Annotated in this window: 20 protein-coding genes; 14 read left to right on the plus strand and 6 right to left on the minus strand. The window is 74.3% G+C overall.

The window, feature by feature from the left end; translation table 11 throughout:
* Nucleotides 1-442 precede the first annotated feature (442 nt).
* The 5 genes from K1Y72_RS28625 to K1Y72_RS28645 all read left to right on the plus strand — a co-directional run bounded on the left by K1Y72_RS28625 (nt 443) and on the right by K1Y72_RS28645 (nt 7,747).
* A complete protein-coding gene (locus K1Y72_RS28625) occupies nt 443-1,747 on the plus strand; it encodes an aromatic ring-hydroxylating oxygenase subunit alpha (RefSeq protein WP_220169606.1) in 1,305 nt (434 codons plus the stop codon).
* A 74-nt stretch (nt 1,748-1,821) separates the two neighbouring features.
* Nucleotides 1,822-3,666: a flavin-containing monooxygenase gene (locus K1Y72_RS28630; RefSeq protein WP_220169607.1), complete on the plus strand. Its 1,845-nt coding sequence runs from the start codon at nt 1,822-1,824 to the stop codon at nt 3,664-3,666.
* A complete protein-coding gene (locus K1Y72_RS28635) occupies nt 3,663-4,598 on the plus strand; it encodes an SDR family NAD(P)-dependent oxidoreductase (protein WP_220169608.1) in 936 nt (311 codons plus the stop codon). The genes K1Y72_RS28630 and K1Y72_RS28635 overlap by 4 nt, the downstream gene beginning before the upstream one ends.
* Nucleotides 4,579-6,285 carry a thiamine pyrophosphate-binding protein gene (locus K1Y72_RS28640; RefSeq protein WP_220169609.1) on the plus strand — a complete coding sequence of 569 codons (1,707 nt, stop codon included), beginning with the start codon at nt 4,579-4,581 and terminating at the stop codon, nt 6,283-6,285. Before K1Y72_RS28635 ends, K1Y72_RS28640 begins: the two co-directional genes overlap by 20 nt.
* A 28-nt stretch (nt 6,286-6,313) precedes the next feature.
* On the plus strand, nt 6,314-7,747 hold the full coding sequence (locus tag K1Y72_RS28645; protein ID WP_220169610.1) for an aldehyde dehydrogenase family protein: 1,434 nt from the start codon (nt 6,314-6,316) through the stop codon (nt 7,745-7,747).
* 36 nt (nt 7,748-7,783) lie between these two features.
* On the opposite strand, the gene K1Y72_RS37395 is transcribed toward K1Y72_RS28645, so the two are convergent.
* The 4 genes from K1Y72_RS37395 to K1Y72_RS28665 form a co-directional block, all read right to left on the minus strand.
* On the minus strand, nt 7,784-9,046 hold the full coding sequence (locus K1Y72_RS37395) for an acetyl-CoA hydrolase/transferase family protein (protein ID WP_220169611.1): 1,263 nt from the start codon (nt 9,044-9,046) through the stop codon (nt 7,784-7,786).
* Entirely contained in the window at nt 9,043-9,933 is an 891-nt protein-coding gene (locus tag K1Y72_RS28655; RefSeq protein ID WP_220169612.1) for an HpcH/HpaI aldolase/citrate lyase family protein, read from the minus strand. Before K1Y72_RS28655 ends, K1Y72_RS37395 begins: the two co-directional genes overlap by 4 nt.
* Before the next feature lie 89 nt (nt 9,934-10,022).
* Nucleotides 10,023-11,189: an acyl-CoA dehydrogenase family protein gene (locus tag K1Y72_RS28660; RefSeq protein ID WP_220169613.1), complete on the minus strand. Its 1,167-nt coding sequence runs from the start codon at nt 11,187-11,189 to the stop codon at nt 10,023-10,025.
* Complete coding sequence (locus K1Y72_RS28665; protein ID WP_220169614.1) at nt 11,174-12,364, minus strand: CaiB/BaiF CoA transferase family protein; 1,191 nt, start codon at nt 12,362-12,364, stop codon at nt 11,174-11,176. Before K1Y72_RS28665 ends, K1Y72_RS28660 begins: the two co-directional genes overlap by 16 nt.
* A 133-nt stretch (nt 12,365-12,497) precedes the next feature.
* On the opposite strand from K1Y72_RS28665, the gene K1Y72_RS28670 reads away from it, so the two are divergent.
* From K1Y72_RS28670 to K1Y72_RS28705, 8 genes are read left to right on the plus strand one after another with little or no spacing between them, the layout of a single operon-like run.
* Nucleotides 12,498-14,036 carry a class I adenylate-forming enzyme family protein gene (locus tag K1Y72_RS28670; protein WP_220169615.1) on the plus strand — a complete coding sequence of 513 codons (1,539 nt, stop codon included), beginning with the start codon at nt 12,498-12,500 and terminating at the stop codon, nt 14,034-14,036.
* A gap of 35 nt (nt 14,037-14,071) precedes the next feature.
* A complete protein-coding gene (locus tag K1Y72_RS28675; protein WP_220169616.1) occupies nt 14,072-14,875 on the plus strand; it encodes a FadR/GntR family transcriptional regulator in 804 nt (267 codons plus the stop codon).
* A 43-nt stretch (nt 14,876-14,918) separates the two neighbouring features.
* A complete protein-coding gene (locus K1Y72_RS28680) occupies nt 14,919-15,707 on the plus strand; it encodes an SDR family NAD(P)-dependent oxidoreductase (protein ID WP_220169617.1) in 789 nt (262 codons plus the stop codon).
* A gap of 57 nt (nt 15,708-15,764) precedes the next feature.
* Nucleotides 15,765-16,913, plus strand: coding sequence for an acyl-CoA dehydrogenase family protein (locus K1Y72_RS28685; RefSeq protein ID WP_220169618.1), 1,149 nt, complete (start codon nt 15,765-15,767; stop codon nt 16,911-16,913).
* Complete coding sequence (locus K1Y72_RS37400; protein ID WP_220169619.1) at nt 16,910-17,851, plus strand: acyl-CoA dehydrogenase family protein; 942 nt, start codon at nt 16,910-16,912, stop codon at nt 17,849-17,851. Before K1Y72_RS28685 ends, K1Y72_RS37400 begins: the two co-directional genes overlap by 4 nt.
* Nucleotides 17,848-18,642: an enoyl-CoA hydratase/isomerase family protein gene (locus tag K1Y72_RS28695; RefSeq protein ID WP_220169620.1), complete on the plus strand. Its 795-nt coding sequence runs from the start codon at nt 17,848-17,850 to the stop codon at nt 18,640-18,642. Before K1Y72_RS37400 ends, K1Y72_RS28695 begins: the two co-directional genes overlap by 4 nt.
* On the plus strand, nt 18,639-19,823 hold the full coding sequence (locus tag K1Y72_RS28700) for an acyl-CoA dehydrogenase family protein (protein ID WP_220169621.1): 1,185 nt from the start codon (nt 18,639-18,641) through the stop codon (nt 19,821-19,823). Before K1Y72_RS28695 ends, K1Y72_RS28700 begins: the two co-directional genes overlap by 4 nt.
* Nucleotides 19,823-21,211 (plus strand): acyl-CoA dehydrogenase family protein, encoded by a 1,389-nt coding sequence (locus K1Y72_RS28705; RefSeq protein WP_220169622.1) that lies wholly within the window; start codon nt 19,823-19,825, stop codon nt 21,209-21,211. The genes K1Y72_RS28700 and K1Y72_RS28705 overlap by 1 nt, the downstream gene beginning before the upstream one ends.
* 5 nt (nt 21,212-21,216) lie before the next feature.
* Here K1Y72_RS28705 and K1Y72_RS28710 read toward each other — a convergent pair whose 3' ends face one another.
* Both K1Y72_RS28710 and K1Y72_RS28715 read right to left on the minus strand, forming a co-directional pair.
* Nucleotides 21,217-22,266 (minus strand): acyl-CoA thioesterase, encoded by a 1,050-nt coding sequence (locus tag K1Y72_RS28710; protein ID WP_220169623.1) that lies wholly within the window; start codon nt 22,264-22,266, stop codon nt 21,217-21,219.
* Nucleotides 22,267-22,592: 326 nt separating this feature from the next.
* Nucleotides 22,593-23,117, minus strand: coding sequence for a DUF427 domain-containing protein (locus tag K1Y72_RS28715; protein WP_220169624.1), 525 nt, complete (start codon nt 23,115-23,117; stop codon nt 22,593-22,595).
* Between the two features lie 279 nt (nt 23,118-23,396).
* On the opposite strand from K1Y72_RS28715, the gene K1Y72_RS28720 reads away from it, so the two are divergent.
* Complete coding sequence (locus K1Y72_RS28720; RefSeq protein WP_220169625.1) at nt 23,397-24,938, plus strand: AMP-binding protein; 1,542 nt, start codon at nt 23,397-23,399, stop codon at nt 24,936-24,938.
* Nucleotides 24,939-24,948: the final 10 nt, after the last annotated feature.

Consider the following 24,948-nt stretch of genomic DNA (forward strand, 5'->3'; position numbering starts at 1 on the left):
CGCATCAGCTGCGCCCACCGCGCTCAACGCGTCCGCCAAGCCCCCCGTGCCCGCCACGCCTACTGCGTTTTGCGCGGCCGACGCACCAACCGCACCCGCCGCGCCTGGTGTGACCGGCGCGCCTGCCGCGCCTGACGAACTGGTCGCCCCCATCGTGCCTGGCGCGCCAGTCGCGTCCGCTGCGACCGACGAATCGGCTGCCCCCGCCGTGCCTGCCGCGCTTGGTGCGTCCGCCGCATCTGGCGTGTCCGGCGTGCGTGGCGCGGACGATGTTGTCCGTGCGGTCGGCAGGGCTGGTGCGTCCGGGGAGGCTGCTGCGCCCGCCGCGCCTGATCAGACCGCTGCGCCTGGGACGGCGGGGGCTGCGGCCGCGACGGGCGCGGCTGGAGAGGCGGCCGGCGCGGCCGGGGCCGAGGCGTTGTCGGGGACCTACACCATCGGCGTGGAGGCTTACCTCTCCGAGGAGTACGCGCGCGCCGAGCGCGACCGGCTCTGGGGGAAGGTGTGGCAGCAGGCCGCCCGCGTCGAGGAACTGCCCGAGGTCGGCGACTGGCTCACCTACGAGATCCTCGACGACTCCGTCATCATCGTGCGCACCGCCCCCGACCGGTTCCGCGCCTACCACAACGTCTGCTCGCACCGGGGCCGGCGGCTCGTCGACGTCCCGCCCGGCGCGCACGACGCGCGCGGGCGCGGGCGCCGCTTCGTCTGCGGGTTCCACGGGTGGCGGTACAGCCTGGACGGCGAGTGCACGCACATCCCCGAGCGCGAGGACTGGCCCTGCGGGCTGACCCCCGAGACCACCGGACTCAAGCAGGTGAACGTCGGCACCTGGGGCGGCTGGCTCTGGGTCAACCTGGACCCCGGCTGCGAGCCGCTGCGCGACTACCTGGAGCCCGCCGCGAGCCTGCTCGACCCGTTCGAGCTGGAGAACATGCGGTACCGGTGGCGGCGCTGGCTGGTCTTCGACTGCAACTGGAAGGTCGCGCTCGAAGCGTTCATGGAGACCTACCACGTCCCCTACACCCATCCCGAGTTCATGGAGTTCGGCGGGTTCCTCGGCTGGGCCCGCAACCAGGGCCGGCACAGCAACATCGGCTACGACGCGCCGAAGAACATGGACGAGAACCAGGCCAAGCTGCGCATCGGCGTCGGCGACGACCCGCGCGTCGCGACCGCGAGACTCCAGGACTTCACCTGGGAGAACGCCAATACCAACACGACCTGGACGCTCGTGCAGGCCGCCCGCGAGCTCGTCGACGACGTGCCCGAGGGCACCCCCGGCGCCGACGTGCTGCGGCACTGGCTGGACGCCGCCCGCCGCAAGGACGCCGACCGCGGCGTCGTCTGGCCGACCGTCGCGCCCGAGGCCGTCGCCAGGGCCGGCACCGCCTGGCAGGTCTTCCCGAACTTCCAGATCGGGCACGCCCTGAACAACATGCTCTGCTACCGCGTCCGGCCCTACGGCTACGACCCGGGCAAGTGCATCTTCGAGGCCGCCGTCTTCGAGCTGTTCCCGCCCGGCGAGGCGCCCGAGACCGAGTGGCTGTTCACGCCGGAGGACGATCCGGGGTGGCGCACCGTCCTGCCGCAGGACTTCTCCAACATGGCCGCCGTGCAGAAGGGCATGCGGTCGCGCGGGTTCGCCGGCCCGCGCCCGAACCCCTACCGCGAGCGCAGCGTCGTCAGCCTGCACCATAACCTGGCCCGCTACATGGGCACCGGCGCGCCCCGCGACGTCTCCTGACCGACCCCGCCTCCCAGCCGACCCCGCTTCCTGACCGGTCTTTCCCCGAGCCGCCTCCCGAGCCGAGGACCCCCATGCAGAGATGCACACCGACCGAGACCCCCGACATCGACCACGAGGCCCTCCGGGCGAAGTACCTCGCCGAGCGCGACAAGCGGATCCGCCCCGAGGGCCAGCGGCAGTACCTGGTCACCGAGGACGGCTTCGCGGGCTACTACGCCGACGACCCGTACACGCCGTCCGTCCCGCGCGAGCCGATCGCCGAGGACGTCGACGTCGTGGTGCTCGGCGGCGGCTGGGCCGGCCTCGTCGCCGCCGCCCGGATCAAGCAGGCGGGCGTCACCGACCTGCGGATCATCGAGCTCGGCGGCGACTTCGGCGGCGTCTGGTACTGGAACCGCTATCCCGGCATCCAGGTCGACACCGACAGCTACTGCTACCTGCCGCTGCTGGAGGAGACCGGCTACGTCCCGTCCGAGCAGTACGCGTCCGGCAAGGAGTGCTTCGAGCACGCCCAGCGCATCGGCAAGCACTTCGGCCTCTACGAGAATGCGATCTTCAGTACGAAGGTCGACGCTCTCCAGTGGGATGAGGAGCATTCTCGCTGGCTGATCGCGACGAATCGCGGCGACGACATCCGCGCCCGCTTCGTCGTCATGTGCCAGGGGCCGTTCAACCGGCCGAAGCTCCCCGGCATCCCCGGCATCACCGACTTCCAAGGCCACATGTTCCACTCGGCGCGCTGGGACTACGCCTACACCGGCGGCGACGCGGGCGGCGGCATGGACCGGCTCGCCGACAAGAAGGTCGCGATCATCGGGACGGGCGCGTCCGGCGTCGGCGTCATCCCGCACCTGGCCCGCTCCGCCGAGCACCTGTACGTCTTCCAGCGCACCCCGTCCTACATCCACGAGCGCGGCGGCGCGCCGACCGACCCCGAGTGGGCGCGGTCGCTGGAGCCCGGCTGGCAGGCCGAGCGGCGCCGCAACTTCCACACCGCCGCGTTCGAGGCGTTCGCGCCCGGCCAGCCCGACCTCGTCTGCGACGGCTGGACCGAGGTGTCGCGCAACCTCGCCGCGCACCTGGACGCCACCGGCGGCTGGGCGCAGCTGGCGGACGTGGAGCGGTTCCTGGAGCTGAAGGAGATCCAGGACTACCGGACGATGGAGCGGGTCCGCCGCCGCGTGGACGAGGTCGTCGAGGACCCGGCGACCGCCGAGGCGCTGAAGCCCTACTACCGCTTCCTCTGCAAGCGCCCCGGCTTCAGCGACGACTACCTGCCGGCCTTCAACCGCCCGAACGTCACCCTCGTCGACGTGTCCGGCACCAAGGGCGTCGAGCGGATCACCGCCAGGGGCATCGTCGCGCACGGCACCGAGCACGAGGTGGACTGCATCGTCTTCGCCAGCGGCTTCGAGATCACCACCGACCTCGACCGGCGCCTCGGCATCGCGCCGTTCACCGGCCGCGGCGGCCGCTCCCTCTACGAGCACTGGCGGGACGGCTACCGCACCCTGCACGGCATGACCAGCAACGGGTTCCCGAACCTGTTCTTCACCGGGTTCCTGCAGGGCGGGGTGACGGCCGCCATCACGCTGATCTTCGAGCAGCAGGCCGAGCACATCTCCTACGTCATCGCCGAGACGCTGGCGCGCGGCGCGTCCAGCGTGGAGCCGACGGCCGAGGCCCAGGACGCCTGGGGCGAGACCGTCCGGGCGACCGCCACCGACTACGCCGCGAACTTCAACCGCGAATGCACGCCCGGCTACTACAACAACGAGGGCGAGCAGAAGCCGCGCTCGCACCTCGGCGAGCCCTACTGGCTGGGCTTCTACGCCTTCGACGACCTGCTCCGGGCGTGGCGCGACGACGGCGCCATGGAGGGGCTCGCCCTCGGCGGCGGGCCCGCGGCGCCATGACGGAACTGCGCTTCGACGGCCGCGTCGCCGTCGTCACCGGCGCGGGACGCGGCCTCGGCCGCGCCTACGCGCTGCTGCTCGCCGCGCGCGGCGCCCGCGTCGTCGTCGCCGATATCGGCGCGGCGGTGCGCGGCGACGGCGCGGACCCCGGCCCGGCCGCCGCCGTCGTCCGCGAGATCACCGGCGCGGGCGGGCAGGCCGTCGCCTGCACCGAGAGCGTCGCGACCCCGGACGGCGGCCGCGCCATCATCGACGCTGCGCTGGAGCGGTTCGGCCGCGTCGACGTCCTCGTCCACAACGCCGGGAACGTCCGGTATGCGCCGCTGGCGGAGATGACGTCCGAGGACTTCGACGCCGTCCTCGACGTCCACCTGCGCGGCGCCTTCCACGTCGTCCGGCCCGCGTTCCCGCACATGTGCGCGGCCGGGTACGGGCGCGTGGTGCTGACCTCGTCCATCGGCGGCCTGTACGGCAACAAGCGCGTCGCCGGGTACGCGGCCGCCAAGGCGGGCGTCGTCGGGCTGTCCAACGTGGTCGCGCTGGAGGGCGCCGACCACGGCGTGACGTGCAACGTCATCGTCCCGTCGGCGGTGACGCGGCTGGCCGACGGGATCGACACCTCCGCCTACCCGCCCATGGACCCCGGCCTGGTCGCCCCGGCCGTCGCCTGGCTCGCCCACGAGACCTGCACGATCAGCGGCGAGATGCTCGTGTCGATCGCCGGGCGGCTCGCGCGGGCGTTCGTCGCCGAGACGCCCGGGGTGCACCGGCCCGCCTGGACGCCCGAGCAGGTCGCCGCGTCCCTGGACGCCGCCCGCGACACCGCCGACCCGTGGATCCTGCCGGTCGTCCCCGCCGCCCACAACGACCACATCGGCCGCAGTTTCGCCATGGCCGCGAAGGGAGAAACGCATGCCGGTCAAGGTGTATGAACGCATCCTCCAGCTGTTCGAGGCCGAGGGCGTCCGCACCCTCTTCGGCATTCCCGACCCGAACTTCGTGCACCTGTTCCGCCTCGCCGAGGAACGCGGCTGGAGCGTCGTCGCCCCGCACCACGAGGCGTCCGCCGGGTTCATGGCCGAGGCGGTGTCGCGCCTGACGGGCGGTCCGACGCTCTGCGTCGGGACGCTCGGGCCGGGCCTCGCCAACCTCGCGCCCGCGATGATGTGCGCGAAGGTGGAGAACTCGCCGGTGGTGTTCCTCGGCGGGCAGCGCGCCCGGATCACCGAGCAGCGGGTGCGGCGCGGCCGCATCCAGTTCGTGCGGCAGTCCGCGCTGCTGGAGCCGTCGGTGAAGTACGCCGCGAGCATCGAGTACGCCGACCAGACCGACGAGATCGTCCGCGAGGGGCTGCGGCGGGCGCTCAGCGGGACGCCCGGCCCCGTCTACATCGAGTACCCGATCCACGTGATCCAGGAGGAGCTCGACGTCCCGCCCGCGGCGCCCCCCGAGACCTACCGGCTGACGCGCCAGACCGCCGGCCCCGACCGGATCGCCGAGGCGGCCGCCCTCATCGGCGCCGCCGAGCGGCCGATCCTGCTCGTCGGGCACGGCGTGCACACCGCGCGCGCGGCCGAGCCGGTGCGGGCGCTCGCCGAGGCGATGGCCTGCCCGGTGATCCAGACGTCCGGCGGCACCTCCTACATCCCGGGCCTGGAGGACCGCACCTTCCCCTATGGCTTCTCCCCGTCGGCCGTCGAGGCCGTCGTCACCTCCGACCTCTGCCTCGCGGTCGGCACCGAGCTCGGCGAGCCCGTCCACTACGGGCGCGGCCGGCACTGGCTGGACAACGCGGCCGCCCGCAAGTGGATCCTCGTCGAGCAGGACCCGGCGGCGATCGGCGTGAACCGCCCCATCGACGTGCCGCTCGTCGGCGACCTGCGCGCCGTCGTCCCCCAGCTCGTGGACGCGCTGAAGGACGCGCCGCGCGAGCCCGCGCCGGACCTGGCGGACTGGATCGACCGGGACGCGGCGCGCCTCGCCGAGCTGGCCGAGTCGGCGCCCGCCGGGATGTCGCCGGTGCATCCGGCGCGGCTCGTCGTCGAGGCGACGAAGGCGTTCCCGCAGGACGGGATCATGGTGCGCGACGGCGGCGCCACCACCATCTTCCAGTGGACGTACTCGCAGGCCAAGCCGCACGACGTCCTGTGGAACCAGAACTTCGGGCACCTCGGCACCGGCCTGCCCTACGCCGTCGGCGCCTCGGTCGCCGACGGCGGGCGGCGGCCCGTCCTGCTGCTGACCGGCGACTCCTCGTTCCTGTTCCACGTCGCCGAGCTGGAGACCGCGGCCCGCCTGAACCTGCCGCTGGTCTGCGTCGTCGCCGTCGACCACGCCTGGGGCCTGGAGGTCGGCGTCTACAAGCGCACCTTCGGGCCGGGCTCGGCCGAGACCGGCGTGCACTGGAGCGCCGCGACGCGCCTGGACCGCGTCGCCGAGGGCTTCGGCTGCCACGGCGAGTACGTCGAGCGCGACGAGGACGTCGCGCCCGCGATCAAGCGGGCGTTCGCGAGCGGCCGGCCGGGCGTGGTGCACGTGGCGGTCGACCCCAAGGCGAACTCGGAGGAGATGCCGAGCTACGCCGAGTTCCGCACCTGGTACGCCGAGGGCATGCAGTGACCCGGCGGCGAAGCGAGAGAGGCGAGCCATGCGCGAGTACCTGAAGTTCTACATCGGGGGCCGCTGGGAGGACCCGGCGTCCGCCGCGACGTTCGACGTCGTGAACCCCGCCACCGAGGAGGTCGCGGGCCGGGTCGCGCTCGGCTCGGCCGCCGACGTCGACCGGGCCGTCGCCGCCGCCCGCGCGGCGTTCCCGTCCTGGTCGGCGAGCACCCGCGAGGAACGGCTGGACCTGCTGCGCGCCGTCCTCGACGCCTACCAGAAGCGCGCCGGCGACCTCGCCGCCGCCGTCACCGAGGAGATGGGCGCGCCGTCCTCGCTCGCCAACGGCTTCCAGGTGCAGCTCGGCGCCGGCCACCTCGCCACCGCGATCGAGGTGCTGGAGCGGTTCGCGTTCGAGGAGCGGCGCGGCGCGACCCTCGTCGTCAAGGAGCCGGTCGGCGTCTGCGGGCTCATCACGCCGTGGAACTGGCCGATGAACCAGATGGCGGTGAAGGTGTTCCCGGCCCTCGCGACCGGCTGCACCATGGTCCTCAAGCCGTCGGAGAAGTCGCCGTTCACCGGGCAGGTCTTCGCCGAGATCCTCGACGCGGCGGGCGTCCCGGCCGGGGTGTTCAACCTGGTCCAGGGAGACGGGCCGGCCGTCGGCGTCCCGCTCGCGTCCCACCCGGGCGTCGACATGGTGTCCTTCACCGGCTCGACCCGCGCGGGCGTCGAGGTCGCGCGCAACGCCGCGCCCGGCGTGAAGCGCGTCGTGCAGGAGCTCGGCGGCAAGAGCCCGAACATCATCCTCGACGACGCCGACTTCGCCGCGAACGTCGCCAAGGGCGTCGCGGCGATGATGGGCAACTCGGGCCAGACGTGCAGCGCCCCGTCGCGGATGCTGGTCCCCGAGGCCCGCATGGACGAGGCGATCGCCGCCGCCCGCGACGCCGCCGCCGAGGCGCGCGTCGGCGACCCGCACGACGACGTCGTCCTCGGCCCGGTCGTGTCGGAGGGCCAGTTCGACCGCGTCCAGGCGCTGATCCGCGCGGGCGTGGACGAGGGCGCGGAGCTCGTCGCCGGCGGCCCCGACCGCCCGGACGGCCTGCCGAAGGGCTACTACGTCCGGCCAACGGTCTTCGCGCGCGTCACCAACGACATGACGATCGCCCGCGAGGAGATCTTCGGGCCCGTCGTCACCATCCTCGGCTACGCCGACCTGGACCAGGCCGTCGACATCGCCAACGACACCGACTACGGCCTCGCCGGCTTCGTCGCGGGCCGCGACCTGGACCAGGCCCGCGCCGTCGCCCGCCGCCTCCGCGCCGGCTCGATCGCCATCAACGACGGCTTCGACTTCGCGGCCCCGTTCGGCGGCTACAAGAAGAGCGGCAACGGCCGCGAGTGGGGCGAGTTCGGCTTCCACGACTACCTGGAGGTGAAGGGCGTCCTCGGCTACGCCCCGGACGACGCGTCATGACCGACGCGGCGCCTCGCATCATCCAACGTCCCGCCGTCAGAAGCCGCGGCGTTCGAGGGTGCGGGCCGCGCGCTCCAGGTCTTCGCGGAAGGCGGGGTGGGCTATGGCGGTGAGGCGGCGGGCCCGGTCGGGGAGGGGGCGGCCCTTCAGCTCGGCGGCGCCGTATTCGGTGATGATGACGTCGACCTCGCTGCGGGCGGTGGTGACCGGGCCGGACAGGGCCGGGACGATGCGGCTGAGGGTGCCGCCCCTGGCGGTGGCGGGGAGGGCGATGACGGCGTGGCCGCCGGGGGAGCGGGCGCCGGCGCGGACGAAGTCCACCTGGCCGCCGGTGCCGCCCAGGTAGGACGCGCCGGTCTGCTCGGCGTTCACCTGGCCGGTGAGGTCGACCTCCAGGGCCGAGTTGACGGTGACCAGGCGGTCCAGGCGGGCGAGGGTCGCGGCGTCGTGGGTGTAGGACGCGGGGGCCAGGCGGACGGCCGGGTTGCGGTCGCAGAAGGCGTAGAGGCGGCGGGTGCCGATGAGGGCGCCGGTGACCGAGACGCCCCGGTCGGCGGGCTTGCGGGCGTTGGTGACGGCGCCCGCCTCGACCAGGTCGACGAGGCCGTCGCCGATCATGCCCGAGTGGACGCCGAGGTCGGTGCGGTCGCCGAGGAGGCGGAGGAGGGCGTCGGGGACGGCGCCGATGCCGGTCTGCAGGACGGCGCCGTCCCCGATGTAGGCGGCGGCGTGCGCGGCGATGGCCTCGTCGGTCGGGCCGATCTCGGCGGGCGGGACCTCGACGGGCGGGCGGGAGACGCGGACGGCGACGTCGATCGCGGAGGAGGGGAGCGACTCGCCGGGGGTGGCGGGCACCCGGTCGTTGACCTCGGCGATGACGACGCGGGCGGTGGCGGCGGCCGCGCGGACGTGGTCGGCGATGAGGCCGAGGCTGTGGTTCCCGCTCGCGTCCGGCGGGCTGACCTGGATGAGGGCGACGTCGCAGCCGATGGCGCCCGACTCGATGAGCGGGGCGATCTGGCCGACGTGGCAGGGGATCACGCCGAGTCGGTGCTCGCGGGTGAGGGCGCGGAGCGTGCCGATCGCGCCCATGCTGGAGAGGGCGACGGCGTCGGCGGCGGCAGGCGTGAGAAGGCCGGAGAAGCTCGTTGCGATGAACGCCGAGAGGCCGCCGATGGCGGCGCCCTGCTCGATCAGCGCTTCGACGAGAGTGGTCGGCTCACCGCACGCCTGGCCGATGACGATGCGGTCGCCGGGGCGGATGTACTGGGTGAGATCGAGGTTCGCAGCAGGCGTCACCGGCGTTCTCCGGCGGCGAGGACGGCTTGCGCGCGGGCCAGGTGCGGGCGGTCGAGCATCGCGCCCTTGTGGGCGACGACGCCGGCGCCGGGGTGGGCGGCGAACGCCTCGACGATCTCCCGGGCCTCGGTGATCTCGTTCTCGGTCGGTGCGAACGCCGTGTTGATGACGTCCACCTGGTCGGGGTGGATGGCGAGCATGCCGCGGTAGCCGTCGCGGCGGACGCGGGCGGCCCGCTCGCGCAGCCCGGCGAGGTCGCGGAAGTCCCCCTGGATCGTCTCGACGGGCTGCACCCCCGCGGACGCGGCGCCGAGCAGGCAGAGGCTGCGCGCCAGCTCGTAGGTGAACCCGTAGCCGCCGTCGGGGGCGCGGTTGCCGCTCGCGCCGACGGCGTCCGCGAGGTCCTCGGCGCCCCACGACAGGGCGACGACGCGCGGGACGCCCCGGTAGGTGCCGGTGCTGAACATCGCCTCGGCGGTCTCGGTGACGAGGACGATGACGCGGGTCGTGCCGGGCGCGGTGCCGGCGGCGGTCTCCAGCGCCGACAGGTAGTGGTCGAGGGTCCGCGCGTCGTCGCCGCCGCGCGCCTTCGGCAGCATGATCCCGCCGGGCCGGGCGGGCAGGACGGCGGCGAGGTCGGCGAGGGCGTGCGGGCCGTCCAGCGGGTTGATCCGCACCCACAGCCGGTGCCGCTCGGGCTCGGGCCGGGCGGCGAGGAAGGCCGCGACGGCCGCGCGGGCGGCGGGCTTGGCGTCCTCGGCGACGGCGTCCTCCAGGTCGAGGAGCACGACGTCGGCGGGCCCGGCGGCCGCCTTCGCCATCTTGCGCGCGCTGTCGCCCGGCGCGAACAGCCACGACCGCGCGCTGAACGCCTCCGGCGTGCTCATGGCCGCCGCCTCTCGTGTGCGCGGGCGCGCGGTGCGGATGGCCGCGATCGTGCGGGAAAGGGGGTCGAGGGGTTCACCGCCGCCGCCTCTCAGTAGGACTTGGGGAGGCCGAGGACCTTCTCGGCCAGGAAGTTGAGGATCATGTGGGGGCTGACCGGCGCGGTGCGGGGGATGAGGCTCTCGCGCAGGTAGCGCTCGACGTGGTACTCCTGCGCGTAGCCCATGCCGCCGAGCGTCAGCATCGCGGTGTGGCACGCCTCGAAGCCGGCTTCGGCGGCGAGGTACTTCCCGGCGTTCGCCTCGACGCCGCAGTCCTGCCCGGCGTCGAACAGCGACGCGGCCTTCAGCACCATCAGGCGGGCCGCCTCCAGCTGCGCCCAGCACTTGGCCAGGGGGTGCTGGATGCCCTGGTTCATCCCGATGGGCCGGTCGAAGACGACGCGCTCGCGGGCGTAGCGGGCGGCGCGCGCCAGGGCGGCGCGGCCGAGGCCGACCGCCTCGGCGGCGAGCAGGACGCGCTCGGGGTTCAGCCCGTGCAGGATGATCTTGAAGCCGTCGCCCTCGGCTCCGATCCGGTCCTCCTCGGGGATCCACAGGCCGGAGATGAACAGCAGGTTGGAGTCGACGGCGTGCCGCCCCATCTTGGGGATCTCGCGGACCTCGACCTTCGCCCGGTCCAGGTCGGTGAAGAACAGCGACAGGCCCTCGGTGCGGCGCCCCACCTCCTCCAGCGGGGTGGTGCGGGCGAGCAGCATCATCTTGTCGGCGACCTGCGCGACGGAGATCCAGATCTTCTCGCCGTCCACGGCGTAGCCGCCGTCGCGGCGCCGCGCGCGGGTGGTGAGGCGGGTCGTGTCGAGCCCGGCGTTCGGCTCGGTGACGGCGAAGCAGATGCGGTGCCGCCCGTCCAGTACGGGCGGGATCATGCGCCGGCGCTGCTCGGGGGTGCCGAACAGCGCGACCGGCTGCATGCTGAACACCGGCCCGTGGATGCTGGACGCCGCAGCCATCCCGCCGCCGGACTCGGCGACGGCCTCCATCATCAGCGCCGCCTCGGTGATGCCGAGCCCGCCGCCGCCGACGTCCTCGGGCATGGCGACGCCGAGCCAGCCGGCCTCGGCCATCGAGCGGTGGAAGTCGTGCGGGAAGGCGCCGTCGCGGTCGCGCTCCAGCCAGTACTCGTCGGGGAAGCGGGAGCAGTGCTTCAGCACCGCGTCCCGCAGGTCGCGCTGGTCGTCGGTCAGGGAGAAGTCCACGGTCGCGGTCCTTTCTCGGCGGGCGTGCCGAGCTCGTCCAGCACCTCGGCGGTGTGGGCGCCGAGCCGGGGGGCGGGCCCGGCGACGCGGCCGGGCGTGCGGGAGAACCAGGCGGGCGGCCCGGGGAAGCGGACGGGGCCGTTCGGGGTGTCGACGGTCTCGAAGAACCCGGTGGCGGCGAGGTGCGGGTCGTCGAACAGCTCGTCCAGGGTGCGGACGGGCGCGGCGGGGATGTCCAGGGCGCCCAGCAGCTCCAGCCATTCGGCGGTGGTGCGCTCCAGGAACGTCGTGCCGAGCAGGGCGTAGACGGCGTCGATCTGGCGGGCGCGCTGCTCCAGCGTGGCGAGGTGCTCGCCCGCCCAGGGCGGCCGCACCGCGCCGACGAACGCCGCCCACTGCTTGTCGTTGTAGACGAGCGCGGACACGTGGCCGTCGCGCGTCCGGTAGGGGCGGCGGTTCGGGGCGAGCGCGCGGGGGTAGCCGGCCGGCGCGAGCGGCGGGTCGAACAGCGCGCCGCCGGCGTGCTCGACCAGCATGAACGAGGCCATCGTCTCGAACATGGCGACCTCGACCTCCTGGCCCTCGCCGGTCCGCTCGCGGTGGAACAGCGCCATGAGGGTGGCGTAGAGCGCGGTCAGCCCGGCGACCTTGTCGGCCATGATCGTGCCGACGTAGCCGGCCTCGCCGGTCAGCCGCTCCTGCACGTGCGGCAGGCCGCACTCGGCCTGGATGGTGTCGTCGTAGGCGGCGCGGCCGGCGGCGGGGCCGCGGCGGCCGTACCCGTAGCAGTTGGTGTAGACGATCGCGGGGTTGACGGCGGCGACGTCGCGGTAGGCGAAGCCGAGCGCGGCGACGGCCCGCGCGCGCATCGAGTGGATGAGAACGTCGCTCCGTCTCAGGAGAGCGCGGAGCGCGTCGGCGCCCGCGGCGGTCCGCAGGTCCAGGACGGCGCTCCGCTTGCCGCGGTTGACGTTGACGAAGACGCCGGACATGCCGGGCTCGGGCCCGATCGAGATGTGCCGGGTGGTGTCGCCGGCGGGCGGCTCGACCTTGATCACGTCGGCGCCCATGTCGGCCATGATCTGCGTGCAGTAGGGGCCCATGACCATCGCGGTGAGGTCGAGGACGCGGACCCCGGCGAGCGGTCCCGGCGGGGCGGTGCGGCTGCGGTCCATGCGCGGGGACTCGACCCCCTCGTCGTCCGGGGACGTGGATTCCTTGCAAGGACAGTGCTATCAAGGTTTTGTGAATAAGACTAGCGGTGGGCGAGAATCACATTCTCGCTTTCTCTCCGGCGGGATCGCGGCCGTGCTGGACGCCGCACTCGCCGCCGACCCGGCGGCCCCGGCCGTCGCGGCGGCGTCGGGGACGTGGTCGTACGCGGAGCTGGACGACCGCGCGCGGCGCGCCGCCGGCGCCCTCTGGACGCTCGGCGTCCGGCCCGGCGACCGCGTCACGGCCTGCCTGCCGAACGATCTGGACATCGTCGCGGCCTTCCACGGCGCGCAGCGGATCGGCGCCGTCTGGGCCGGGATCGGCGAGGCGCTGGCGGCGAACGAGCAGCGCGAGCTGCACGACGTCTGCGCGCCGAAGGTCGTCCTCGCCGGTCCCCGCTGCCGCCTGGAGACCCGCGACTGCGTCCGCCCCGACCAGTGGGCCGCGCTGACCGCGCGCGGCGAGACCGTCCCCAGGATGGCCGCCGACCTCGACGCGCCCGCCGGGATCGCCTTCACCAGCGGGACGTCCGGGCGCCCCAAGGCGGTCGTGCACAGCCAGCGCAACCTGCTCCTGCCGGGCGCGGTGCTGACCGCGACGCGCGGCTGGGGCCCGGAGCTGCGCAAAGGCGACAGCTTCCCGCTCACCATCCTCAACCTGATGGTCCTGTCGACGCTGCTCACCGCGCAAACGGGCGGCTGCGCGGTCGTGATGGACCGCCGCGACGCCGACGGCGTCGCGGCCTGGATCGCCGCGCACCGCGTCACGGTCTGGAACGGCGCCCCCGCGCAGCTCTTCGACCTCGCCCGCCGCCCCGACCTCGACCTGTCGTCCCTGCGGGAGGTGTGGAGCGGCGGCGGCGACACCCCCGACGCGGTGCGCCGCGCGTTCGCTGCGGCCCACGGCCTCGTCCCGCGCGCCACCTACGGCCTGACCGAGGCGCCGACCGTCGTGTCCATCGACCCGCCGGGCGAGGAGTGGCGGCCCGGCGCGAGCGGTCGCGTCCTGCCGCACTACGACGTCGCGGCCCACGACGACGCCGGGCGCCGTCTCCCGCCCGGCGAGGTCGGCGAGCTCTGCCTGACCGGGACGGCGGCCGGCGCCTGGGCTGGCGCGTGGACGCCGGCGCTCGGGCACTGGGAGGCGGGCGGGGTCCGCCCGGCCGCGCCCGGCCCCGTCCCGACCGGCGACGTCGGCTCGGTGGACGGCGACGGCTGGCTGACCGTCCTCGACCGCAAGAAGCTCGTCATCGTGCGGGGCGGCGCGAACGTCTACCCGCTGGAGGTCGAGCGCGTCATCGGGGCGCATCCGGACGTCGCCCGGGTCGCGGTCTGCGGCGTCCCCGACGAGCGGCTCGGGCAGCGCGTCGCCGCCGTCGTCGAGAGCGCGGGTCCGCCCCTGGACAATGACGTTCTCGCCTCTCTCTGCCGCGACGCCCTCGCCTCCTACAAGGTGCCGGAGGTATGGGCGCAGGTGGACGCGCTGCCGGTCAACGCCATGGGGAAGGTGCAACGCACCGGCCTCGCCGAGATCGCCCGTGCCGGAACCCGCGCCGACACCCGCGCCGACACCCGCGCCGACACCCGCGCCGACACCCGCACCCGCGCCCGCCGCGCGTCCGGAGCGGGCTGAATGGCCGCCCCGGCGCCGCTGCTAACGTTGCAATCATGGAGAGCGCAGCGCCCGGCACGGCCAAGATCTCGCAGTTGCGCATGGCGGAGCTGGTCGCCGCGGAGCTGCGCGAGCGCATCCTCGCCGGCGGCATCGGCGACGGCGCCTCGCTCCCCAAGCAGGAGGAGCTCGTCGCCGAGTTCGGCGTCAGCTACCCCTCGGTGCGCGAGGCGCTGCGCATCCTGGAGACCGAGGGCCTCATCACCGTGCGGCGCGGCAACCGCGGCGGCGCCACCGTGCACGCGCCCGACGTCCGGACCGCCGGCTACGCCCTCGGCCTCACCCTCCAGGCGATGCAGGTCAAGATCCCTGATCTGGCGGCGGCGATCGCCGTGCTGGAACCGCAGTCGGCCGCGCGCTGCGCCGGGCGCACCGACCGTGCCCAGGCCGTGCTGCCCCGCCTGCGAGAGCTGCTCGCCGAGAGCGAGCGCCACCTGGACGACGGCGCGGCGTTCACCCGGGCGTCCCGCGAGTTCCACGACGTCCTCGTCGGCTTCGACCCGAACGCCACGCTGCGCGTCGTCGCGCAGAGCCTCACCTCGCTCTGGTCGGCGCAGGAGGAGGCGTGGGCCGACGCGCAGCTCTCGCGCGGGGCCTACCCGCCGCCCGCCGACCGCGTCACCGCGCAGCGCGCGCACGAGCGCCTGGTGGAGAGCATCGCGCGGGGCGACGCGGGCCGCGCCGAGAAGCTCGCGCACGAGCACCTGACCGCCGCCCAGCAGTGGGTGTGCCGCAAGTTCAGCGACCGGGTCATCGACGCAGCCTCCAGCCGGAGCCGGCGGCGGTTCCGCCGCGGCTGACGCCGCCGGGGGACGCGGGCCCGCCCGTCGAAGGGAGGCCGGCGTGCCGCCGGACCGCGATGCCCCCGCCCTCGATCCCGCCGCACTGTTCGACCTGACCGGGCGGGTCGCGATCGTCACCGGTGCCTCGTCCGGGCTCGGCGCCGCCGTCGCCCGCACGCTCGCCGCCGCCGGCGCCCGCGTCGCCGTCGTCGCGCGCCGCGCGGACCGGCTCGCCGCGCTCGCCGAGGAGATCGGCGGGACGCCCGTCGCCTGCGACCTGGCGGACCTGGACGGCGTCCACGCCGTCGTGCCGGAGGCGGCCGCCGCGCTCGGGCCGCCGGAGATCCTGGTCAACGCGGCGGGCGCCAGGCTCACCGACGCCGCCGCCGAGAACGAGCCTCTCGCCGCCGCCCGCCGGACCGTCGACCTCAACCTGCTCGCCCCGTTCCTGCTCGCGCAAGCGGCGTTCCCGCACATGCGCGCGATCGGCCGCGGCGCGATCGTCAACGTCTCCTCGATCAGCGGTCGGGTCGGCGTGCCCGGCATCCCGCAGGCGTCGTACGCGGCGAGCAAGGCCGGGCTGTCCGGCCTCACCGCCGAGCTCGCCGTGCAGTGGGCGCGGCACGCGATCCGGGTGAACACGGTCGCGCCCGGCTTCTTCCGCAGCGAGATCACCGAGCCGCTCTACGCGTCCGAGCGCGGCGGCGCCTACCTGCGGCGCAACACGCCGCTGCCGATGGAGGGCGGCGCGCGCGACGTCGTCGGCGCCGTCCTCTGGCTCGCCGGGGACGCCGGCCGCTACGTCACCGGCCAGACGATCGTGGTGGACGGCGGCTGGACCGCGCACTGAGTGAGCGTTAACCCGCAACCATTGTCAACCTTATAAGGATTGCCTACCGTGGTGGTCATGGACCTCTCCCTGGGGCCGGATGCCGCGCGGCTGCGCGGCGAGCTGCGCCGGCTGGTCGCCGAGCACGTCCCGGCCGGCTTCCTCGGGGCCTTCACCGACGACCCCGCGGACCTGGAGACGGCGCAGAAGTTCTGCCGCCTGCTCGCCGAGCGCGGCCTGCTCTGCCCCGCCTGGCCGCGCGAGTACGGCGGCTGGGACGCCTCGGTCTGGGAGCAGACCGTCGTCCGCGAGGAGATGTGGGCCGCGCACGAGCCGCGCGGCGCCCAGTACATGGGCGTCAACTGGGTCGGCCCGACCATCATGCGGCACGGGACGGCGGCGCAGCGCGCGCGGCACCTGCCGCCGATCGCGCACGGCGAGGTCGTCTGGTGCCAGGGGTTCAGCGAGCCGGACGCCGGCTCCGACCTCGCCGCGCTCCGCACCGCCGCCCGCCCCGACGGCGACGGCTGGCGGATCACCGGCCAGAAGGTGTGGACGTCCTACGCCGTCATGGCCCAGTGGTGCTTCCTGCTCGCCCGCACGTCCCGGGGCGGGCGCCGCCAGGACGGCCTCACCGTGCTGCTCGTGCCGATGGACGCGCCGGGCGTCGAGGTCCGCCCGATCCGCTCGCTGCTGGGGCCGCACCACCTGAACGAGGTGTTCCTCGACGACGTCCGGGTCGGCGCGGACGCCGTCCTCGGCGAGGCCGGCGGCGGCTGGGGCGTCGTGCAGGAGGTCCTGTCGTTCGAGCGCGTCGGCATCGCCCGCTACGCGCGCTGCGAGCGGCTGCTCCAGGCGGCGCCCCCCGTCCTCGGCGGCGCCTGGGACGACCTGCCCGCCGACCTGCGCGGGCGCTGGGCGCGGATGCTGGCGCACTGCCGCCGCGCCCGGCTGCTCGCCTACCGGGTGATCGCGCTGCAGGCCGAGGGCCGCGTCCGCCCGCAGGACGCCGCCGCCTACCGGATCGCGGTGACGCGGCTCGACCAGGAGAGCGCGGAGGTGCTCATGGAGATTGCGGCGCTGGACCCCGGCGGCGGCGAGGAGTCCCGCCTGTTCCGCCGGCGGGTGGAGGAGCACTGGCGCTACTCGCACGCCTCGACGGTCGCGTCGGGCAGCACCGACGTCCAGCGGATCCTGCTGGCCCGCGCGCTGCTGGCGGCGCGGTGAACGTCGGGCTCGGTGCCGAGGCCGCCGAGTACGGGCGGCAGGCGCTGCGCGCGCTGGAGGCGGCGGGCGGCGACCGGCTCGTCCAGGACGCCGAGCGCGACCCCGCCGCTGCCCGCGATGAAGTGGCGCGCGTCCTCGGCGGCCTCGGCGCCTGGGACCTGCGGCCGCGCGGCGACGCCGACGACCTGGAGGCGGCGGCTGCGCTCTGCCGCAGCGCCGGGTACTGGGCCGTCCCCTATCCGGTCGCCGAGCGCCTCGCCCGGCCCGCCGACCTCGGCTCCGACGGCCTCATCGTCGTCGCCGGGCCGGCGCCGCGCGGGGCCGTCGCGGGCCTGGACCTGCGCTGGACGGCGGTCACGCTCGACGGACGGCGCGGCGCGGCGACCGCGCGCGACCCCGGCGCGCCGCCCCGCACGACCGCGTTCGTCACCGGCCTGGACGTCCGCCCGCTCGACGAGGCGGGCGCGGGCGACGTCGCGCTCGGCCTCGTCCTGCCGTGCTGGACGCTGCTCGGGATGCTCGACCGCGCGATCGACCTCACCCGCGCGCACGTCCTCGTCCGGCGGCAGTTCGGCGGGCCGCTCGCCGACCAGCAGGGCGTCCGGTTCCAGCTCACCGACGCCGAGGTGGAACGGCGCGGGGTCGAGGTGCTCGCCGAGTACGCGCTGTGGAGCGTGCAGGCGGGCCTGCCCGAGGCCGTCGAGGACGCGCTCGCGCTCCGGCTCGCCGCGATCGAGGCGGCCGGGACCGTCTTCCGCACCGCGCACCTGCTGCACGGCGCGATCGGGTTCTGCGACGAGTCGCCGCTGTCGTGGCTGTCGCGGTACGGGCAGCCGCTGCGGCGGCTGCCGCTCGACCTGTCCGCGACGCGCGACGTGCTGGCGCGCCGGATCGACCGCACCGGGCTCACCGGGCTGTTCGAGGGAGCGGGCCTGTGAGTCATGACGACCTCCCGGCGGAGATACGGGTGGAGAGCGACGGTCCGGTCCGCACCGTCGTCCTCGACCGGCCCGCCGAGCTGAACGCCGTCAACAGCGGGCTCCACCGGGCGCTCGCCGAGGTCTGGGAGCGGCTCGCGGCCGACCCGGACGCGGGCGCGGTCGTCCTCACCGGCGCGGGGCGGGCGTTCAGCGCGGGCGGCGACCTGCACTGGGTCGCCTCGTTCCTGGACGACCCGGTGGCGCGGGACGCGAGCCTGCGCGAGGGCGCCCGCATCATCGAGGAGATGCTGCGCTTCCCGCTGCCGGTCGTCGCGGCGGTGAACGGGCCGGCGGTGGGGCTCGGATGCAGCGTCGCCCTGCTCTGCGATGTCGTTCTCATATCCGAGAACGCTCATCTCGCCGACCCGCACGTCGCTGTGGGGCTGGCGGCGGGGGATGGCGGAGCGGCGTTCTGGCCCTTGCTCACTCCGCTTCTCCGCTCCCGCGAGTACCTGTACACCGGCGACCGCATCGCGGCGGCGACGGCCGTCGAGCTCGGCCTCGCCAGCCGCGCCGTCCCGCCCGCCGACCTGCTGCCGGAGGCGCACCGGCTCGCGGCCCGCATCGCGGCGCAGCCGCCGGAGGCCGTCCGCGGCACCAAACGGGTCCTCAACATGCACCTGGCGCGGGCGCTGGACGGGCCGATGCAAGCCGGATTCGCCGCCGAGGCCGCCTCCATGCGCTCGCCCGAGCACCGGGCGCGGCTGACGGCGCTCGTCGAGAGGGCCGGCCGGGAGGGCCGGTCGTGACGGCCGCTGACCTGGACGCCTTCCGCGCGCACGTCCGCGACTGGTGCCGGGCGAACGTCCCTGCGGACTGGCGGCGCGCGCAGACGGGCGCGCCGGACGAGGAGTTCGTGCGCTTCCAGAAAGAGTGGTTCCAGCGGCTCCGGGAGGCCGGGTTCGCCGTCCCGCACTGGCCCGCCTCGTGGGGCGGCGGGATGCCGGTCCCCGAGCAGGCGATCCTGTACCGGGAGCTCGCCGCGCACGACGCGCCCCGCCTCGTCCTCGCCTTCGTCGCCGTCCACCACGCCGCCGCGACCCTGCTCGCGGCGGGCACCGGGGAGCAGCGCGCGCGGTACCTGCCCGCCATCCTCGACGGCGAGATCTGGGCGCAGGGCTTCTCCGAACCGGACGCCGGCTCCGACCTCGCCGCGCTCCGCACGACCGCGCGCCGCGAGGGCGACGTCTACGTCGTCAACGGCCAGAAGTGCTGGGCGAGCGGCGCCGCCCACGCCGACTGGTGCCTGCTGCTCGCCCGCACCGACCCGGCCGCGCCGAAGCGGCACGGCATCTCCTACCTGCTGATGGACCTGCGCTCGCCCGGCGTCGGGATCCGGCCGACGCGGCAGGCCACGGGGGAGTCGCACTTCTGCGAGATCTTCCTGGACGACGTCGCCGTCCCGGCCGCGAACCTCGTCGGGGCGGAGAACGCCGGCTGGCGGGTGGCGCAGGAGACGCTCGGCGCCGAGCGCGGCATGACGATGCTGGAGCTCGCCGAGCGCCTCGGCGGCGGCTTCCGGCGCCTCGTCGACCGCTGCTCCCGCCCTGGCCCCGGCGGGACTCGCCCGCTCGACGACCCGCTGATCGCGGACCGGCTCGCCGAACTGGAGACCGAGCTCACCGGACTCCGCGCCCTCTGCACGGCGCTCGTCGGCGACGCCCATCCAGGTCCGGCGGACGCCTCGATCGTCAAGCTGTACTACAGCGAGCTGCTCCAGCGGATCACCGGCTTCGGCACGGAGACCCTCGGGCTCGCCGCCCACACCGACCTGCGCAAACCGGCGTCCAGCGGATGGGAGTCGGGGGCCTGGGCGCTGGACTTCGTCGCCTCGTGGGAGTGGACGATCCCGGGCGGGGCGAGCGAGATCCAGCGCACCATCATCGGCGAGCGGGCCCTCGGCCTGCCGCGCGAACCGGCGGCGTTCTGATGGCGGCCGCCGCTCCCGCCGACCTGGCGGAGTTCCACGCCGAACTGCGCGCCGTCGCCCGAGCCCTGCTGAGCGCCTCCCCGCCCTCCTGGGACCGGATCACGGAGGTCGGCTGGACGGGTCTGGAAGTAGAGGAGGCGCTCGGCGGCGCGGACGCCACCTTCGCCGAGACCGCCGTCGTGCTGCAAGAGATGGGACGCGCCGCGGCGTCCGTCCCCTACCTGGCGGTCGCGGGCCTCGGCGTCGGCGCGCTCGCGCTGCTGGAACCTGGGCCTGACCGCGACGACCTACTCCGCGCCACGGCCACAGGCGACGCCCTCACCGTCGTCGCCCTGGACGCCGAGACGACGGACGGCACCCCCTTCCGCCTCGACGCCGAGTTCCGCCTCCACGGCACGGCCGCCTTCGTCCTGGACGCCTCACGCGCGGACCGCCTCCTCGTCCCCGCCCTCGACCCGACCGCAACACCCGTCATAGCGACCGTCGCCGCAGCGCCGGCCCGCTCCCGCCCGCCAGCACCCGACCAAGGCGAATCGCCCGCAGCAGACGCCGATACAAGACCGGACAGCTCTCGCCCCTTGGCATCCACTCGAAGCGGCTCGCGAGAAGCGCCGGACGGTGCCTCGGGATGGATTGGCCCCCGCGTTCCGATGTCTGCTCGGAACGGTTCGCGGGAGGCCGTGGAAGGCGCTCCCGAGACTGACACTCCGCGCGTGTCTGCTCGGGGTGGCTCGTGGGAGGCGGACTGCCGCTGCCTTTCGGCATCCGCTCAGGGTGGGTCTTCGGTCGTGGCGGAGGTTGATTCGCGGGCGGGGAGTGTGGCGATTGCGGACCGGGCCGTTCTTGATGCGACCCGCACCTTCGGGAGCGTTGTCGCGGACGGGGTCGCGGTGCCTGCGGACGCGGTGTGGCGCTTTCGCAGTGACCCGGGGGTCGCGTTGCGGCGGTTGCATGACCGGGCCGCCGTCGCGGTGGCCTGCGACAGTCTCGGGCTGAGCGAGGCGATGCTCGACGCCACCGTCGCCTATGCCGGGACGCGCGAGCAGTTCGGCCGCAGGATCGGGTCGTTCCAGGCGGTGAAGCACGCCTGCGCCGACATGCTCGTCCAGGCCAGGGTGGCGCGTGAGCTCGTCGCGGCTGCGGCGCAGGCCGTCGCCGTCGGTGACCCGGACGCAGGTACGGCCGCGGCGATGGCCAAATCCTTCGCCTGTGCCGCCGCGGTCGAGGTGGCGGGCAAGGCCATGCAGCTCCATGGCGGCATGGGTTACACCTGGGAGAGCGGCGTTCACCTTCACCTGAAACGCGCCTCGCTGAATCGGTCGCTGTTCGGCGCACCTGCGCGGCATCGCGCTCGCATCGCCGCGCGGTACCGGGACGGCGCGCCGTGACGCCGTCAGAGGCGGGCGTCGGCGCCGAGGCTTCGCGCCGTCCCGGCCGGGTCGAACGCGCGGATCATGGCGTCCTGGGTGAACGAGGCGAGGAGCCGCCCGTCCTCGGTGACGACCTGCCCGCGGACGTGGCACATGCCCGCCCCCGCGTAGACGCTCTCGTGGTGGTAGCGGATCCAGCCGTCCCAGCCGACGGGCTCGTGGAAGGTCACCCCGATGCCGAGAACGGCGGTCGAGACGGTGTGATGCGCCTGCGCCGTCCCGATCCCGGCGTGCGGCCGCATGGTGGCGGAGATGGACAGGTGGCCGGTGAAGTGCGCGAGCAGCGCGCGGCGCAGATCGTCGCGCTCGGGCACGGTGTCGTAGTGCAGCCAGGCGTCCAGGACCGGCGGCCCGACCTCGTCGGGGTCGCCGTAGTCCGCGACGCCCTCGATGCGCAGCCGCCTGCCCTGCAAGGGCATGCGCGCAGGGCAGGCGGCCGCGGGCCCGGTGACGGGCGGGCCCGTCCAGCGGTCGTGGCGGATCACGTCGGGCTGCGGACGGTCCAGCAGAACCGTGCACGTCGCGCGCGTCCGTCCTCCCTGCGCGACCGTGACGACGGCGCTGGCGAACGACCGTCCCGCGTGTACGGGCGCGACGGCGAACTCCAGGGGTCTCTCCGGGTCCGCCACGGAAACGAACAGGGCGTGTGCGGAACGCGCGGTCCGTCCTGGCAGGGCTTTGCCGGCGGCGACGATCGACTGGGCGAGGATCTGGCTACCGTCCACGACCCGCCGCCCACCCCCATCACTGCCGCCGACGAACCAACCGACCTCCGTACCGTTCAGCGCGCCCGCTTTCGGCGTGTCCCCGTTCGGCGTGTCCCCGTCCGGCGTGCCCTCGTCCGGCGCGGCCCTGTCCGGCGTGCCCTCGTCCGGCGTGCCCTCGTCCGGCGTGTTCCCGTTCGGTGCGCTCGCGTCCGGCGCGTCCCCGTCCGGCGCGTCCCCGTTCGGCGTGCCCTCGTCCGGCGCGTCCCCGTTCGGCGCGCCCGCGTTCAGCGCGCCCCCATCCAACACGTCCCCGTTCGGCGCGTCTTCGTTCGGCGCGCTCCCAGGCAGCGTGAGCTCGGTCGGTGCGGGGGTGGTTGGAGTGGGGGCGGGTGGTGTGGAGACAGATGGCGCGGGGCCAGCCGGTACGAGGGCGGATGGAGCTGGGGCGGAGGGTGCGGGCTCAGCTGGTGCAGAGCCGCTCGGTGCACGTCCAGTCGGGGCGGAGGCGGATGGTGCGGAGGCAGCCGGTGCGGGGACGGATGATGCGGGCCTGGCCGGGGCGGGAGCGGCGGGCGTGGGGGTGGAGGGCGAGACGTCGAAGAGGGCGAGCATTGCCTTCAGGGAGCTGTCGGTCATGGGCGTGCCCCGGTGTAGATGCCTTTGCCGATGGTGACCTGTACCTCGTCCTGGTCGAAGGCGATGAAGCCGGCGAGGCGGGCTACCTGGGGGAAGGGGGCCGGGTAGCTCCAGGCGACGGCGGGACCGTCGGTGTCCGCTGCTCGCCAGTACACGGCGCGGCCCTTGAAGGGGCAGACGGTGCTGAGGCCGGCCACCGGTTCCAGCCGTGCGAGGTCGACGGCGTCGGGTGGGAAGTAGACGACGAGGCCGTGGTCCTGTTCGTCGACGATGAGGCAGGCGTCGCTTCGTGCGAGTCGGACGTCGCCGAGCCACGCGGTCATGACGTTCGTGCGGGCCAGCAGGTCGACCCGGTAGTCCGGCCGTTCCCGGTACAGCGAGCGGGGAGGCGTGCTTTCCGAGGACGTGCCTTCGGGGGTCGTGCCTTCCGAAAGTGTGGTTTTCGAGGGTGGGCCTTCCGAGCGCGCGCCTTCCGAGGGTGTGCTTTCCGGGGGCGCGGTCTTTGCGGGTGCGATTTCCAAAGACCCTGCTTCCGTGGGCGCAGATTCCCTTGGCTCTGCTTCTGTGGGCGCTGCTCCCGCGGGCGCCGCTTGTCCGGAGGTCGTTTCGCTGGGTGCGGTTTCTACGTGCGTGGGGGGCGGAGGTGTGGGGTCCAATGCAGTGGCCTGCCTCTCCGCCTGGGGGCAAGGGGGTGCCCGCCGTCATTCTCCCAGCGGGGAGCGAGTTTGAGAAGGCTGTTCTCATATAGGGAAATGTGATATCCACAGGGCGAGCGTCCCGGTCTGGAAGGTGGCGGCACCATGCGCACGATCCCCGACGCACTTGTCGAGCGGTACGAGCGGGAGGGCTGGTGGACCCGCGACACCCTCGCGGAGCTGCTGTCCCGCGGGCTCGCCGCCGCTCCGGACGCGGTGTTCCGCGTGCATTCGGAGATCCGTCCCTGGAGCGGGACGTTCCGGGACGTGGAGCTGGTCGCGCGCCGGCTGGCGCGCGGCCTGCGTAAGCGCGGTGTCGGGCCCGGCGACGTCGTCGCGATGCAGTTGCCGAACTGGATGGAGGCCGCGGCGGTCTTCTGGGCATCGGCGTTCCTCGGCGCGACCGTCGTGCCGATCGTGCACTTCTACGGGCGCAAGGAGGTCGGCTTCATCCTGAACGCGGTCCGCCCGCGCGTGTTCATCGCGGTGGAGCGCTTCGGTCATCTGGAGTTCGATCCGGGACTGTGCGCGGACGTTCCGATCGTCGGCGTCGTCGGGCGCGACTTCGACGGTCTGCTGGACGCCGAGCCGCTCGGCGACGTCGTGGGAGTGGACCCGGCGGGCCCGGCCGTCATCGCGTTCACCTCCGGGACGACTCGCGATCCGAAGGGTGTCGTGCACAGTCACCGGACGCTCGCGTTCGAGACCCGCCAGCTCTCCTCGCGCTACCCGGCCGACCTCGCCCGCCAGCTCATCTCGGCGCCGGTCGGCCACTTCATCGGCATGCTGTCGGCGTTCCTCATCCCGGTGCTCGGCGGCACGCCGATCAACCTCGCCGACGTGTGGGATCCGGGAAGGGCGCTCGCGCTGATGGAGAGCGACGATGTCACCATCGCGGGCGGCGTCCCGTACTACATGACGAGCCTGCTGGACCATCCCGACTTCACCGAGGGGCACCTGCGGCATATGCGGTACGCCGGGCTCGGCGGCGCGGCGGTCCCGCCGGCCGTGACGACGCGGCTCGCCGGGCTCGGGATCACGGTGTACCGCTCCTACGGCAGCACCGAGCACCCGTCGATCACCGCTTCGCACTACACGGCGCCCGAGGACAAGCGTCTCTACACCGACGGTGCCGCGTTGCCGGGCGTGGAGATGCGGCTCGGCGAGGACGGCGAGATCTTCAGCCGCGGTCCCGATCTCTGCCTCGGCTACACCGACCCCGAGCTCACCGCCCGCGCCTTCGACGCCGACGGCTGGTACCGCACCGGCGACATCGGCGCCATCGACGGCGACGGCTACCTCACCATCACCGACCGCAAATCCGACGTCATCATCCGCGGCGGCGAGAACATCAGCGCGCCCGAGGTCGAGGACGCGCTTCTGCGGATGCCGGGTGTGGCCGAGGCGGCCGTCGTCGCCGCTCCCGACGCGCGGTTCGGCGAGCACGCCGCGGCCGTCGTCCGGAGCGTGCCCGGCCGCAGGCCGCCGACGCTCGCCGAGATGCGCGACCATCTGGAGCGGCTCGGTCTCGCCCGGCAGAAGTGGCCCGAGGAGCTGCACGCCGTGGACGACTTCCCGCGCACGGCGAGCGGCAAGGTGCAGAAGTTCCTGCTCAGGAAGGAGATCGCGGCCCGCCGGGGCGCGTGAGCGGGGACGG

The sequence above is a fragment of the Actinomadura parmotrematis genome (genome assembly GCF_019458805.1).
GTDB classification, from domain to species: Bacteria; Actinomycetota; Actinomycetes; order Streptosporangiales; family Streptosporangiaceae; genus Spirillospora; species Spirillospora parmotrematis.